The 13,978-nt window shown below is 51.9% G+C and carries 14 protein-coding genes; 5 read left to right on the top strand and 9 right to left on the bottom strand.

The features are described 5' to 3' along the window. Position 1: 1 nt before the first annotated feature. Genes IPK09_14870 through IPK09_14900 form a run of 7 tightly spaced genes read right to left on the bottom strand, consistent with a single transcriptional unit; the run spans position 2 to position 8,034 of the window. Entirely contained in the window at positions 2–2,356 is a 2,355-nt protein-coding gene (locus tag IPK09_14870; GenBank protein MBK7984880.1) for a glycosyltransferase, read from the bottom strand. Further along, on the bottom strand, positions 2,353–2,796 hold the full coding sequence (locus IPK09_14875) for a glycosyltransferase (protein ID MBK7984881.1): 444 nt from the start codon (positions 2,794–2,796) through the stop codon (positions 2,353–2,355). Before IPK09_14875 ends, IPK09_14870 begins: the two co-directional genes overlap by 4 nt. A gap of 5 nt (positions 2,797–2,801) precedes the next feature. Beyond that, entirely contained in the window at positions 2,802–3,659 is an 858-nt protein-coding gene (locus IPK09_14880; GenBank protein ID MBK7984882.1) for a hypothetical protein, read from the bottom strand. Between the two features lie 33 nt (positions 3,660–3,692). Next, positions 3,693–5,996 carry a DUF4214 domain-containing protein gene (locus IPK09_14885; protein ID MBK7984883.1) on the bottom strand — a complete coding sequence of 768 codons (2,304 nt, stop codon included), beginning with the start codon at positions 5,994–5,996 and terminating at the stop codon, positions 3,693–3,695. Positions 5,997–6,012: 16 nt separating this feature from the next. Continuing rightward, on the bottom strand, positions 6,013–6,582 hold the full coding sequence (locus IPK09_14890) for a Wzt carbohydrate-binding domain-containing protein (protein ID MBK7984884.1): 570 nt from the start codon (positions 6,580–6,582) through the stop codon (positions 6,013–6,015). After that, positions 6,551–7,231 (bottom strand): ABC transporter ATP-binding protein, encoded by a 681-nt coding sequence (locus IPK09_14895; GenBank protein ID MBK7984885.1) that lies wholly within the window; start codon positions 7,229–7,231, stop codon positions 6,551–6,553. The genes IPK09_14890 and IPK09_14895 overlap by 32 nt, the downstream gene beginning before the upstream one ends. Beyond that, positions 7,231–8,034 carry an ABC transporter permease gene (locus tag IPK09_14900; GenBank protein MBK7984886.1) on the bottom strand — a complete coding sequence of 268 codons (804 nt, stop codon included), beginning with the start codon at positions 8,032–8,034 and terminating at the stop codon, positions 7,231–7,233. Before IPK09_14900 ends, IPK09_14895 begins: the two co-directional genes overlap by 1 nt. 518 nt (positions 8,035–8,552) lie before the next feature. Between IPK09_14900 and IPK09_14905 the strand changes: the two genes are divergently transcribed. From IPK09_14905 to IPK09_14925, 5 genes are all read left to right on the top strand, one after another. Continuing rightward, the gene (locus IPK09_14905) at positions 8,553–10,295 is read left to right on the top strand and encodes a hypothetical protein (protein ID MBK7984887.1); all 1,743 of its coding nucleotides are present in this window, start codon (positions 8,553–8,555) and stop codon (positions 10,293–10,295) included. A gap of 295 nt (positions 10,296–10,590) precedes the next feature. After that, positions 10,591–10,947 (top strand): hypothetical protein, encoded by a 357-nt coding sequence (locus IPK09_14910; GenBank protein ID MBK7984888.1) that lies wholly within the window; start codon positions 10,591–10,593, stop codon positions 10,945–10,947. 733 nt (positions 10,948–11,680) lie between these two features. Continuing rightward, on the top strand, positions 11,681–11,833 hold the full coding sequence (locus tag IPK09_14915; GenBank protein MBK7984889.1) for a hypothetical protein: 153 nt from the start codon (positions 11,681–11,683) through the stop codon (positions 11,831–11,833). Then, on the top strand, positions 11,830–12,024 hold the full coding sequence (locus IPK09_14920; protein MBK7984890.1) for a hypothetical protein: 195 nt from the start codon (positions 11,830–11,832) through the stop codon (positions 12,022–12,024). The genes IPK09_14915 and IPK09_14920 overlap by 4 nt, the downstream gene beginning before the upstream one ends. After that, complete coding sequence (locus IPK09_14925) at positions 11,991–12,320, top strand: DUF4214 domain-containing protein (GenBank protein ID MBK7984891.1); 330 nt, start codon at positions 11,991–11,993, stop codon at positions 12,318–12,320. The genes IPK09_14920 and IPK09_14925 overlap by 34 nt, the downstream gene beginning before the upstream one ends. Before the next feature lie 415 nt (positions 12,321–12,735). Here the strand turns inward: IPK09_14925 and IPK09_14930 are convergent, their stop codons facing one another. Together IPK09_14930 and IPK09_14935 are read right to left on the bottom strand one after the other, a co-directional pair. Next, positions 12,736–13,125 carry a methyltransferase domain-containing protein gene (locus IPK09_14930; GenBank protein MBK7984892.1) on the bottom strand — a complete coding sequence of 130 codons (390 nt, stop codon included), beginning with the start codon at positions 13,123–13,125 and terminating at the stop codon, positions 12,736–12,738. Continuing rightward, positions 13,122–13,565, bottom strand: coding sequence for a glycosyltransferase (locus IPK09_14935; protein MBK7984893.1), 444 nt, complete (start codon positions 13,563–13,565; stop codon positions 13,122–13,124). Before IPK09_14935 ends, IPK09_14930 begins: the two co-directional genes overlap by 4 nt. Positions 13,566–13,978 lie beyond the last annotated feature (413 nt).

Raw genomic sequence — 13,978 nt, forward strand, 5'->3', positions numbered from 1 at the left:
TTCATAAATTCCTTATAAAAGAAAAATAAGCTTCGGCAGCATTTTCAAGAGACCCTCGATCCAGCATGAACTGGCGACTTTTATCACTTAGAGTACGACGAACCCCCTGTGATTTGAATAACTGTTTGAAAAAAGATATCAGCTGTGCAATCTCGTTTTCGATAGGCTCAGCTTTCCAAGCCACACAATCAGGAATTTCAGTAAAAGAGCCAAAATCGGTGACTATAGTCGGTGCACCGCTGGCTAAGGCGTGATACAAGGATGCTGAAGACTCTCCCATTGTTGGATACCGCAGATTTGCTACGACATCGACGGCTTTGAGGAACTCAAAAAATTCATTGTGACTGACATAACCTTTGAGCTGAATAGTTTCTGACAATTCGTATTGTTGTTCCAATTGGTTGAAATTGATACGGCTATCATTAACTTCACCGACGATCAGTAATTTTATCGGGTAGCCGCTACGATAAAGAGCGGCTACCGCCGCCATGATCGATTCTATGCGCTTGTGTTGGTTGATGAAGCCAAAGACGCCTATCCAGAAAAATCGTTCGCTTAAACCCAAACGCTTGCGCAGATAAGCGCGCTCTTGGTCAGAGTAACCCGCTTGGAGCTGCGCGCCGAGATGGATTCTTAAAATGCGCTGGATACCCGTCAACTGTTCCGATACCCAGCGGCTGTGAGCAATAACGGCGCGGCTGCGACGGGCGATCGGATGAGACATCGGAAATTCCCAGATGTCTGGGCGATTACCCGTGTTCAAGTAATGGTTCCACGCGATCAAACCTCTCATTCCATATTCATGCAACGCTTTTTCATAGAGAAATTGCTGAGGTTGATCGAGAAAGCCGCATTGCAGCGAGGGATGAATATTATAGTCGTGTAACACCACGATGCCCGGAATCAGCCAGGCCAATTCGTAAATCTTTAGGTGGCTGAGATTATTCCCTAGATGATAAATAGCGATATCGTAATGGGGAGCTTGCTCCGGATAGTCAGCTAAGGCTTGAATGTCAAGTCCGGGCAAAGAAATTGCTGCTTCAGGATCCTCCACAAAAAGCGTCACGTCCATGCGGTCTAGCAAATATGGCATCAGCTGATAGCTATAATCGGCCACCCCTGTTTTCTGTAATGGCCACGGTGACAAGTAGGCTATGCGTGGCTTGTATTTTTTTGAAGTTTGTTGGCTAGAGTCAAGAAGAAGCGCTTCCTTAAAGCTTTGCAGATACTGGTTCGCAGTTTTTTCCCAACGAAAGTTGCGAGCATGCCGCACGGCGGCGAAACGACGTGGATCGTTCGGATCGCGCCGATCCCAGGCTTGATTCAAGGCGCGAACCATGTCAGCGACATCAAGCGGTTCGCAATAAATGGCGTGCTCGCCGCCGACTTCAGGGAGGGAAGAAGATGAACTGACTACGACAGGAAGGCCACAGGCCAGCGCGTCCAGAACCGGCAAGCCGAAACCTTCATAGAGGGACGGAAAGAAAAAAACACTGGCACCCCGGAATAAAAAGCCGAGTTCGTTCTCCTCAACGTATCCAGGGAGGTCCAGGCGGTCGGCGACCCCCAATTCTTGGGCGAGAGCCCGATAGTGGTTGTGGGACGCGGGGTCGTACGCGCAGATGACTTTGAAACGGATAGTCTCGGATTGTCGGGTTCGCGCGAAGGCGGCGAAAGCCCGTAGAGCGTTATCCATGTTCTTGCGGGGATCGAAGCCTCCTACATAGAGGATATAAGGCGGATTCGACAATTTATCGCCCTGGATGTAAGGCCAAAACAAGGAGTAATCGCTGGCAAGAGTGGCGATCTGAATCTGGCGTGCCACCGAGGGGTATAGGTCGCCAAAATCCTTTGCGGTTGCGGCCGAAATGGCTAGCAGTTGACATCCCTGCGCTGCCAGATCGTCGCAGCGAGCCAGATAGTCCCGCCACAGAACGGAACCCCACTCCTTCTGAAACCGTTCTGGCATTCGGCGCGGAACCAGATCATAGAGCGTGACCGCGCGAGGAATGGAACGCAGACCCAGCGGATAACACACGTTGGGCATCAAGGGGTTAGGGTTCCAATAGAGGTCAGCTCCCAGCATCCGGGACAGCGCATCAAGCTGCCGCCCATAACTATGACAGCGCTCGACCGGTTCGACATCGGTCGAAAGGGCAGGCAACAAGACCGGCTGTAACCAACGCCGCGCGCGAGGTTTGAGGCGTTCGATATGCTTCAGATCCCGAACCGCAACAAGCCAGTCGTGCTGGATATCTCCATCTATCAAGTGGTAGAGAATTTCGAGAAAAGCCTTGCCGATGCCACGCTGCAGCTCCGGTGTGTCCAGAGTCTGACCGTCAACTAGAATCTTCATGGCAGCACTGCTCGTAGAATCCTGTCCATCACATCTGGCCAGCGGAACCGGGAGCGGACGTAGCGCCGACCGCGAGCCACCAGAGCCGCTCGCATATCTCGATCCAGCAACGCCTCGACATGGGCCGAGAATTCAATTTCGTTGTTGTAGACCAACCCCCCCGAACAGCGCTCTACATGTCCGGTGGTCACCGCGCAGTCTCGCGGCACTAAAACCGGTGTGCCGGCTAGCCAAGCTTCCATGATGACATAGGAAAAGCTTTCCAGCTTCGAAGGGTTGATCAAGCTAATTGCTTGAGCGGTCACGGTAAGTTTTTCCACTTCTGGCAAATAGCCCAATTCGATCAACCAAGGTGATTTTGGAACGACTCCAGGTGGACCCTCACCGATTAGCACTAATGGAATCGGATTTTCGCCGTGCGCCGCGCGCGCTTCGTTCAAGCGATTTATCCAGGGAACAGGTAGGAAAGCCCCTTGTCAGGCTCGATACGGCCGATGTAAACCAGATAGCGGTCAGGCAAGCCAAGTTTCATCCGTGTCCGCTGGAGAAAATCAGGTTCTTCGAGCCGCGCGATCAGGCTCGAAGAAAGTTCGACCCCCAACCCGACAACGGGACTTTCCACCAACCGCCGTCCGGCGCCATGTCCGTACGCGCGAATGGTGAGATCCTTTTCCTCCTCTGATAAGAAAAGCAGCTTGCGGCTGTTGCTAACCATTGCGGCGATCGGCGCCCAGTAAAACTCTGGCTCATCATGAAAAGCCGGCAAGGCGATGATCCGTCCCGGATGAGCGTTGATAGCGGACGGAACCAGCGACTGAAAATAGGTTCCGGCGATAAGGACGACCTCGGGGTCCAACTGGCCGATATGCTCGATCAAGGCATGACTGTTGAGGCCGTTTTCAAAAAAGGCGTGCTGAAGTTCCAGAGAAACGGGCTCTCCGCGCATCCTGGTGGCTACGGCGGTATGGTAGGGTCCGGGATCGGATTGATCGACGGGGAAGCGCCGCACCCGGATAGCACCGACCTGGGTTTCACCAGCCGGGTGACAAGCCTTGCGCCAATCTTCGTAAGGAGAGCGGCTACAGGTCGTCAATACAGTAACCGGATAGCCACACTGCTGGAGCATTTCAGCCAGAGAGGCGAACGCGCGGCCGCCTCCGCCAGCAAAAGAGCCGAACCAAGGAGTAATCAGGGCAAATTCAAAACGGGAGGCAAAAAAGCCAGGCATTATTCCAGGCATTATTAATGATCGTTCCAGCATCCAAGCAAGAGAATTTACGAGCGAATTCAGATGATCGATCAACGCTCATGCGGTTTCCAGAGGGGTCGCGATCGCTTAGCTCCTGCCCGCTTTATAGCCGATTACCGCATAATCCGGTGCGCTGAGATAGTGCTCGTTGGCCATCTGGAGCAGCCGATTCAATTCTAACGTTCCTGGTGTTTCCGGTTCCAGCAAATGTAACGGCTCGATCAACTCCCGATTGTGCAACCGTCGAATTTCGCAGCGCACGAAGCCTCTCGCTTCAACCAAGAACTGCGTCATCGCGGGCGGCATCGGATTGTGATGGGTCGGGTCCATATAAAAATTACAGGCTCCCACCACCAGATTTTCTGGATTGGGCGTTTCAAAGATCGCCATACCTCCCGGTCGCAGGGTGCGCAGCGCTTCATCCAACAGGGAGACCAAGATTCGGGTTGGCAAGTGCTCGATAATGTGAAAACCGGTGATTGCGCCCAAGGCATTGTTCGGCAGCTCTCTTAAATAGGCCAGCGCATCTTGCTTGACCACGTGCAGGCCATTATCCAGGCATTGCCGGACAAAAATCTGGTTCAAATCGACGCCGCGCCCGATTAGTTGCCGGTCGCGTAATAGCTCCAGCCATTCGCCCCGACCACAACCGAGATCCAGCACAGGCGCGTGTTCCGTTCCAGCACCACTTTCGAGAATAGCTTGCAAGTAGACCTGTTGCCGGTCCTTGATATCGTCTCGGGTGCCGCGAAACCGATCTTCGAAGGCCGCATACATGGCATCTAACAAGTGTTCCGCCTCATCTGAAAAAACGTTCAGTTGCTCCGTATCCAGCGGTTCCGGCAAGCGTTTGCGGGTTTCCTCCAGAAGCAGGCCCAAACGCCGTTGCTGATCTAGGATCGTGTATTTTTGATCTTGAAGTTGATTGCGAAGAGCGCCGGTCAGTTGTTGTGTGCGTCGGACCACTTCTACATGCGAAACATCAAGCGCCGCGCGCAGCGGCGGGATGGCCTGATCGAGGCTGGCGGAGAGCTTGGCGTCGAATTCCGCGCGCAGCGGCGGGATGGCCTGATCGAGGCTGGCGGAGAGCTTGGCGTCGAATTCCGCGCGCAGCGGCGGGATGGCCTGATCGAGGCTGGCGGAGAGCTTGGCGTCGAATTCCGCGCGCAGCGGCGGGATGGCCTGATCGAGGCTGGCGGAGAGCTTGGCGTCGAATTCCGCGCGCAACTGTCGGGCAAACTGGTCAAATTCATTGCTGTCTGCCTTGGCGCTCAACAGTCCTCTGATTTGTGACAGCGTGTCGGCCAGTCGAGCAGTGACTGTTTCGGATCGGGCGAAATTCTGTAAATCTGTTATCAGCTCCGTTAGCTCTATCTTATTTGCTTTCGCGTCGGCCAGCAATTTCAATTGCGTGAGTTCAGTTGTCAGATAAGCGATAATTTCTTGCTGATGAACGGCGATTGCCCGTTGATGTTCAATGATCTCGTGCTGGCGGGTGGTGAGTTCGACAAGGTTGTTCTGGTTGAGAGAGCCCTTTTCAGCCAGTCCAGCTATCTGAGTTCTGATGGAAAGAATTCGAATCGCTTGCATCTCAGTGCGAGCTTCCGTCGCCCGTAAGCGCCGGATTAAAGCTCTAGCGTTTGGCAATGAGCTGATCGTCGCTATGAGGTGACCGACTAGGGGCACTGTGAAGGTCGAATGCAATAAAAAAGGTATTAATAAGCCTTTTACTTTTATACGAATTGAGCGCCCTTCGCGAGAGTAGCGCAAGCGACCTAAGATATCGATTTTGGTGAATAACCCCTGTCGGAGGTGGTGTAAATAATATTGTAGGGCATGGGAGTCGGGTTGCCTCCTAAGCAAGGCAAGAAAAGCATTGCAAACGAAATGCTCGTCATCGAATTGCAGCAACTCGCTCAGCGTATAGGAAGGTTTGAAATCTGAATGGCTGATAGGTGACGGGCTATCGGCCTGAGAGACGGGAACGGATGGAAAAGGACTCTCCGAAAATTCAGCCTGAACAACAGAGTGTGCTGGCGCTGACGGCGGCAATAACCCGGCCACTGGTACAGACTGCTGCAAGCCTTCTTGGGAGTATCGAATTTCCCGTAAGACATCGACTTTATTCTCTGATCCAGAGCGAATTCGAGCTAAGAAATGAAACGATCCTTCAGGATCAGGTTCTCTCTGAAGAAGTCCCTGATAGGCGTTGGCGATAAATTCGCTATCGTCATAACGTAAGAGCTCATCGAGGGTATAAAGCCTTTTGGAAGGCGAGAGCGAGGCTTCGGCAGAGCTATAGTCGCATTGCCGGCTTTTAGCCACTTCAGCGCGAAGGCTGTGCATGAGCTGTTCGGCATCGACTTCCGGACTGAATGGTTGATGCATCATGGCGCTGGCTGTTCCATTAATCCCAATGGCTTGAAACGGAAAGGTAACTGACGCCCAAAGCCAGCGGTCCGGAGCCCGGAATTACCTGAAAAACCAAGGCCTGATTCCACCAGTCATAGTTGTTGGCCAAATGGTTGTCGCCGCTGTGCAATGCAAAGCTGACGCTATAATTGCCGATGCCCAGATTCAACGCGGGAAACTCGAATTCCACGCGCACCCTCTCGCCAGCGGTCATATCGCGGCGGCTGGCACCCAAGTGCCAGGTATTGGTGCCGAACACATCGTTGCCTAGTCGATCCCGAATCAGCAGCCCGACCGTGAGTTCGGCGAGATCCTCGCGGATCGCCACCTCTAGCCGAAACCGCGCCAGATCGCCGACCCTGACCGCTCTAACGCTGTGACGAGCGTCCAGCATATCCACAAATTCAATCACCGCCGCTCGGCTGCCGGAGCGAATCACGCTTTTGCGCGCGTCGGATTCCACCTCTCGAATTTGCTGATCGGCTTCTTGTTTGGCGATGATGGCATTGTAGTAATCGAGAATGGTGTCAGGTTCACCATCTCGGATCAGCAGTCCTCGATCCAAGTAAGATGGCTCGGCTGCACAAGCTTTTCACCGCACCAGGGCTGTGCGATACGAACAACAGAGTGGTGCCAGCATCGCGGAATTGGCGGATGCGTTCGAAACTTTTATGCTGAAAATAAGCGTCGCCTACAGAAAGAGCTTCATCCACAATCAGTATTTCCGGCCTCACTGCGGTTGCCACGCTGAAAGCCAGCCGCACTATCATACCGCTTGAGTAGGTGCGCAGGGGTTGGTCGAGATAATCGCCAATTTCGGCAAAGGCCTCGATTTCTGGCATAAGCTGGGTGATCTGCGAGCCAGTGTGGCCCAAAATTTGCCCACTCATGTAGGCATTCTGGCGTCCGGTGAATTCTGGATGAAAACCCATTCCTAATTCTAAAAGTGCCGCAATGCGACCACCCAGTTCGACATGACCCTCATTGGGATGAGTAGTACCGACGATAATCTTGAGCAAAGTACTCTTGCCGGCCCCATTATTACCGATAAAACCTACGGATTCGCCTGGATGCACCTCAAAACTGACGCCGCGCAATGCCCAATGCTCGATATGGCGTTGGCGGGATGGTTGCAACCATTCCCACAGCCGGGCCCGGTTATGGGGATAGCGTTTATAAACTTTGCCAAGGTTTTGAATTCGCAAATAACCCATTACAACTCATCCACGATCTCGCCCACGCGAGCGAGAAAAATCTTAGCCGCTAGAATCAGTAGAACCAACGCTAGTAGCACTACCGGCATTAACGACCACGGGTCAGGAACACGCTGTTCGACGAAAATGGTCTGATACGCATGAACCATCGGCCACATGGGGTTGAGCGAAAACAGTTTTTGAGTTTCCGATGAGAGGATGCCAGGAACATAGACGATGGGAGTCAGCCAAAACCAGAACTGCAAAATTATACCAGTAAACTGTCCTACATCCCGAAAAAACACGTTTAAAGTACCGAGAATAACCCCTAAGCCTAAGGTGAATGCCAATTGCAACATGATGACCAGAGGAAAGGTGAGTAAGGGACATATCGGAAAATTTCCGGTAATAGCTAAGAACGAGAAGAATAAAACCATTACAATAGCAAAGTTCAATAATGCTGAAAGTACCACGATAATGGGCAAGCAAGCGCGCGGTAGTTGCGCTTTCTTGATTAAGTTGCTGTTTTCCAGAAAGACCGAATTCAATCTTCCGAGCATCTCGGAGAACAAGGTCCACGGCAGTAACCCAGCGCAAAGATAAATACTGTAGGCAAAAGTACTATCTTCGTGACCTGACAAGCGGGCACCCATGATCTTGGAAAATACCAGAGTATAGATAACGATCATCGTTAAAGGATTTAGAATCGCCCACAGACCACCCAGCATTGAGCCTTGATAGCGGCCCTGAAATTCGCGCCGCACCGCTCCTAACATGAACCCTCTAAACTGCCAGAGGGAACGAAACATAACCCAGTCTATCATGTCAGCTTTTTAAGGTTTTTAGTGAAAAATATTGAAAAATCAAAATGATCGGCTCCAACGGTAGGGCCGATGCGCCGCATGGCTCATGACCGGAAGTAGTGGATCCTTAAAATAGCAAGGCCTATACAATGGCCTTGAAGCTTTAATGGATAAAATAATTATTTGATTATCCGCATTTTTTTAGATATTTTCTAGCGTATTTCAAGAGTGGTCTTAGAAAGTACGCAGCGGATAGTCTGAAGGCAATTTAATATAAAGACTCGGAGATCCTGATCAATGCCGCTAAGAATTCTGATCGTATTTCTTCTGATACTGATGCGCCCTGCGACCGTTGAGGCGCTAGTACAATGGTCTGTACAAGCTGGTGAAGTTCGAGACCTGTATGCGGCGGACAGCGCGGTGGTTTACGCCGCCACTTTTGGCGGGGGTTGTACAAAAGCAACGACGGAGGATTGAACTGGAGTCGGCTGGCCGCGTTGCCGGCCCGCTATATCCACCGTCTCGCGGGGAGCGGATCCGTGCTCTACGTTGCTTCGACCTCGGGTTTGTACAAAAGTAGCGATGGTGGCGCGAGCTGGAGCCAGCGTTTGTTCGATCCAGTGACCGTGGTGGCCCTCAATCCCTTTAACGCCAATCAAGTGCTAGCGGGCATCAACGGTGCTGGATTGTATCGGAGCACGGACGGCGCCGCAACCTTCATTAACACCGTCGCTGGACTCGATAGCCTAGATTTTGTCGATCTGCTGTTCGATCCTGCCGCCAATACGGGCGTCGCCTACGTTGCGACGCGCAATAATTCCCATAATCCCGCGCTCAATATCGGAGGAGTTTTCAAATCGGCGGATGGTGGTGCGTCATGGGTGAATTGGAACAACGGTTTACCGAATAAATTTGTAACTTCACTAACGGTGGATAGTACAGGGGCATTATTGGCGGGAACAATGGACCCTAGAGATGTGAGCGGCGGCATCTATCGAAAAGTGGGTGACGGAGCTTGGTCTCTGACCCGTAATTTGTTTGGAATCTATACGCTGCGGCGGGATGCTAATAATCCTGCAATAGTCTGGGCGGGCACCCGAGCCGTTGGGGTTTGGCGCTCGCTCGATAATGGCTTGACTTGGCAACAGGCCGTCGATCCTGGCGTCAATCCAGATGTGCTCGGTGGTATCTATGCGCTGACCACGCTGCCGGGTCAGCCTAGGAGAGTATTGGCGGCGGTAAAAGGCTACGGCTTATTTCGCTCCGAGACCGCCCAAGCCACCAATTCTTTACAGATTAGTCCATGGCTTTTTACGGGAAATGGGCTGAAAGCTGATCGCGTTATGGCTTTTACCGGTACTGCGGTAGCCACTAATTTCTTTATGGGTTTAAAGAGTGGTGGTGCTTGGCAAAGCACTAATAGTGGTGGTACGTGGACACCTGTGAATAATGGTTTGAATATCGGCTTTGCGGGAGATCTGATTCGCGGCGTTACCCAGCTATCTGCGAGTGCTAATGACCCGAATTTAATTTATGCCGCGTCTGGTGGTAATGATTTATTGGATGCTGGGCAGCCGCTAAGCTTGTTTCGTTGGAATGGTGCAGCTTGGTCTCAAGTCATGGAGGCGGGTGTGCCGCAATCATTTACCAATCAAGTTGGATTAGCTGTTTCACCTTTTGACAATAATACGGTATTTTACTCGCTTTTTCCCGGTAGCGATCCTAACTATGGGCTATTTCGAAGGCAGGCGAACGGCTTTTGGCAGGTCAGCACCACTTCGAATATCTTGGGATTGAAAATCAACGGTTCGGTAATATCCAGCGTTCTTGCCAACAAGTTCTTTTTAATTTCGTTTGATGATCTGCCTTATTTTAGCAATGATAATGGACTAAGCTGGGTTAGGATAAACGCAAGCACGCCAGGTTTTTCCCGTCTTGAATTTCTGTCGATTGCGGAAAAACCAACGGCTCCCACTATTGTTGTGGCAGCCACCAACAATGGGGTGTATCGCTCGGTCGATGGAGGTGGCTCCTTCTTTCCAGTAACGACTTCGGGATTGCGGCGGCTGGTTTTAAGCAGTTTACAATATTCTGCTGATGGGCGACTATTCGGCGCTGATTACGCTGGTTATTATTATTGCAGTAATGATGATGGAGTCTCTTGGATGACGAAAAATACCCTACCAGCGGCGATCAATCACGTCAAACGCAGCGGTGGTTCTCTTTTTCTGTTGACCGATGGCGCAGGAATTTATCAGGATAACAATCCAACGTGCCCTTAATAAACGAGTGATAGGCTATGGTCAAGTACTTTTTAGCAAGCGGCCTGATAATCGGCTTCTCGTTTGCCGGCCTTACGGCCGAAGCTAATTTGGTCCGGAAATTAGACTTACAACCGTTCAAGGCCCTTCCAGTTTTTCCACGCCTTGCGGCGGCGAATGGGATGCTGCATTCGGCGTGGACTGATTCGTTTATCCTAATTATGAACCAGAAGTTTATTATATTCGAAGCCCTGACAATGGTATTACATGGACCGCTCCAGTCAATCTTAGCAATGCGGCCGGCCGTAACGATGCATTGCCTTTAATCGCCGTTGCCGGTAACAATGTTTATGTGGCTTGGACCGCTGATCCTGTTAGCGGTGAAGTTTATTTCAGGCGCAGCCCCGACGGTGGTGCAACGGCAGCCTCCCAACAACTCAGTAATTCCAGCAATGGTTATTCGCACGCTACGGATTTATGGGTGGACCGCTTCGGTAACCTGCATTTGGGTTATTACGACAGCCGTAATGTCGGTTATGGCCAGATTTACCATCGGATGAGTTGTGATGGCGGGCAATCGTGGACACCAGAACAAAATGTCACACAAAATGATGGAATTGCTGATAGTGAGTACCCACGGCTCGGACAATTGCCCAGCGGTAATTGTATTTGATTTTCCGTAGTACCCGCGCGGGCCGGCCACAACAAGGTTGGCCGCCGTCTTCACTCTTTGGAGTGCGATCCGTTGCGCTGGGATGTCCGGGAGGGGGCGAGCTGGCTTTATCCCGCTCAAGCGCTGTCGCCTCTTTACCCGGAAGAATATGCCGCCATCTATTCACCCACTTTATTGACCACCAGCGACGGACGTCTGGCCGTAGCGTACTGGGATCGCACGCGGGGCACCAACGTAACCTTCCGGCGCGGAGCGCCCGAAAATCAAGGTTGGGAAGCTCCCATCGCCCTGACTGGATTTTCCCTTAACCAACCGGAAGCAGACAGCAACGCCGAAGGCCTGGCGCCTTCCTTGGCGGAAGCGCCAGGCCTGGGGTTGTATGCCGCTTCAACAAACGACCGGTACGGTCGAGGGTTTTGCCACAGGACCCATACTGTATACCAGCAGCAACGATGGCGTTGCTTGGGGGCCCCAGTCAAGTGCCGACGCGCGCCGATACCATGCACCCCAAATGATTTTCACAAAAATAAGCTGCATTTTGTTTGGGCTGACTTCAGAAATGCGGCGGAGGGGTCTTTGGTTCGGAAATTTATTATCGCTCTTTCACGGTGGTTGCTTCGACTGCCGCAACAGATCTAATCCGGCATTACTACCAATTTATTCTCGGGCGCAGTCCAGATTCAGGGGGTTTGACCTACTGGCAGGGTGAGACCACTCGTTTGGAAGGGCTGGGGTGGACACTCAGGAAGCCTTTCGGGTCATGGCGGGCTGGTTTTTTACCAGCGCTGAATATCTTGCTAAGAATACAGATAATAATCAATATGTTATAGAATTATATCGCACTTTTTCAGCCGCGAACCCGATGGTGGCGGTCTGGCTTTATTGAGCGGCCAACTGGCCGCCGGATTGCCGCGTAGCGTGATTCTCTTTTCTTTTATGTTCTCGCCGGAATTTGGCAGCTACATGAAAGGGTTGCTGGGTGATACCACCAGCCGGGGTGAGGTTTATGCGGTAGTGGATTTTACCGGGGTTTTCTTAACCGATTGCCGGACAGCAGTGGATTTCAATATTGGTTAGGCCGTTTCCGCGGCGCGCAATGTTCGGGAGCGGCGGCGGTAAACGCCGAAGTCGATACCATTTCGCGCCAGTTTCTGGCCAGCGCTGAATATGCTAGCCGCAACCGGAGCAATTCGGATTATGTGGCTGATCTTTACTACGCTTTTTTACGCCGGGGCGGAGATCTGAGCGGTTTTAACCACTGGGTGAACCAATTGAATACGGGTAGCCAAACTCGCGAGCAGGTGCGGTGGATTTTCTGCGCTCTCCTGAATTCCAAAGTCGGGTCACGCAGATCATCAATCAAGGCTGTTTAAGATAGGTCGCTGCTTATAAAACCGAGATGGTAGTTCAGTGGGATTGGCTATCCGCGGCTGAGTTCTCGATGGAATTCAGCACGCTGGGAGCGGATTGAAGTTGATGGTACTCGGGTGAGCCTTCAATGATCGCCACCACTTGAGCGTACTCCAAATGACCTGCCCGCAACCCGTCCAGAAAAATGCTTGGCCTTCAGAATCTGGCTCGCGCCTCAGCAGCAAACGGTAGGCGGCTGCAACAAAGTCGCGTGGCTCACTGATTTCAAAAGCTTCTTTTCCCTTGTTCAAGGCTGTCAGGAATTAAAGCAGAAATTTTTTTAGCGGATGCATCAAACAGCCAATCGTGCAGAATGGTTATTGTTTCGGGTTGAAAGCCCGCTTGCCTCAGATAGCCTTCCAGTAATAATTGGGTAAGCTAGTAAGATGAAAGTCGCCAGTATAGGCTTGGGTTCCAAACAAAAAATGCATCAAGTTCGGCATGGCGTTCGAAGCTGTTGCTTTGCTGAAATAGCGACGCCAACGCTTCAAGGCTGGGCACCCGTAGATAAAGTCGGCCGCCCACTTGCAACAAGCGGTTCCATTCGCGTAGCGCCTTACTAGTCGAAGTTCGCGGTAGGTGTTCGAGAACGTCTTGGGCGATGATTTCCTCATAGTAACCGCTCGGTAGCATCGTCAGTTCGCAGACGTCGGCGACCAAATCCGGCTTGTCAGGAAATTCAGATCGACGTTGAGATAAGCTTCTCGATGATCGAAACCACAACCCAGGTTCAAGCGACGGGAAACGCTGGTGATCGAAGTTGCTCATGGGCGTTTTAAGGACTGTAAGTGGGAGCGTGCCCGACGGAGCGTCTGTCGAGTTGCCTGGGAGCTGCTGGGCCGAGGGGCATTTTTGATGCTCAGCATGACTTTCTCGGCTATTGCGCGCCAATCGAAATGTTCTTCGACATGCTTTCTGGCCGTTTGAGTGATACGAGCCATGTGTTCAGGTTGAGAAAGACAGCTTTCTATAGTGGCGGCCATTGCTTCGATGGGTCGGATCAGAAGGTGGTCTTCGTCTCGCACGTCAAGACCGCGCGCGCCGGTGGCCGTGGAAATCACCGGAATCCCAGCGGCAAAGTAATCTAACATTTTGAGATTGGTTCCCGATCCGGCTAGCATGGGATTCAAGGCGATATCCGCTAACCCAGGATGATCTTGGCTGGTTTCGGTGATTTGCCCAACAACCACATTTTCCGGCTTGAGCATGGGATCGAAAGCATAAACCGACGTTACCGACGATCAGAAATATGATTTTGGCAATGTCGCGGCAATTTTAAAAATCTCGCCGACGGCTTCGATGTTGGGATGATGTCCGCTGCCCATGAACAAAACGAACTGCTGCTTGCCGCCACCCAAGCGTTGTTTAAAACGCTGTCTGGCTATCCCATCGGCATACTGAATTTCGTCACAGTTGGTGCCGTTCGAGTCACGATAAATTTGTGCGAGGAATGTCGAACGTATGGGCTAAAACGGAAGCGTCTTCTTTCGAGCAAGTCAAGATGGTGTGCTGCCCTACAGCAATCGTGCTCCAATTCTCGAACTTGAGCCACCAACGCCGGGCCGTCTTTTGCGAAGCAAAGACTTGACCTTTGAGTTGAAACTCGATGTCTTGGGCCTCA

The organism is Candidatus Competibacteraceae bacterium (genome assembly GCA_016713505.1).
GTDB lineage: Bacteria > Pseudomonadota > Gammaproteobacteria > Competibacterales > Competibacteraceae > Competibacter_A.

Coding starts and splice junctions, on each gene's coding strand:
- IPK09_14895 (MBK7984885.1), bottom strand. CDS start 7,231: ATGGGTTATTTGCGAATTCAAAACCTTGGCAAAGTTTATAAACGCTAT.
- IPK09_14900 (MBK7984886.1), bottom strand. CDS start 8,034: ATGATAGACTGGGTTATGTTTCGTTCCCTCTGGCAGTTTAGAGGGTTC.
- IPK09_14935 (MBK7984893.1), bottom strand. CDS start 13,565: ATGCTCAAGCCGGAAAATGTGGTTGTTGGGCAAATCACCGAAACCAGC.
- IPK09_14885 (MBK7984883.1), bottom strand. CDS start 5,996: ATGATGCATCAACCATTCAGTCCGGAAGTCGATGCCGAACAGCTCATG.
- IPK09_14930 (MBK7984892.1), bottom strand. CDS start 13,125: ATGAGCAACTTCGATCACCAGCGTTTCCCGTCGCTTGAACCTGGGTTG.
- IPK09_14870 (MBK7984880.1), bottom strand. CDS start 2,356: ATGAAGATTCTAGTTGACGGTCAGACTCTGGACACACCGGAGCTGCAG.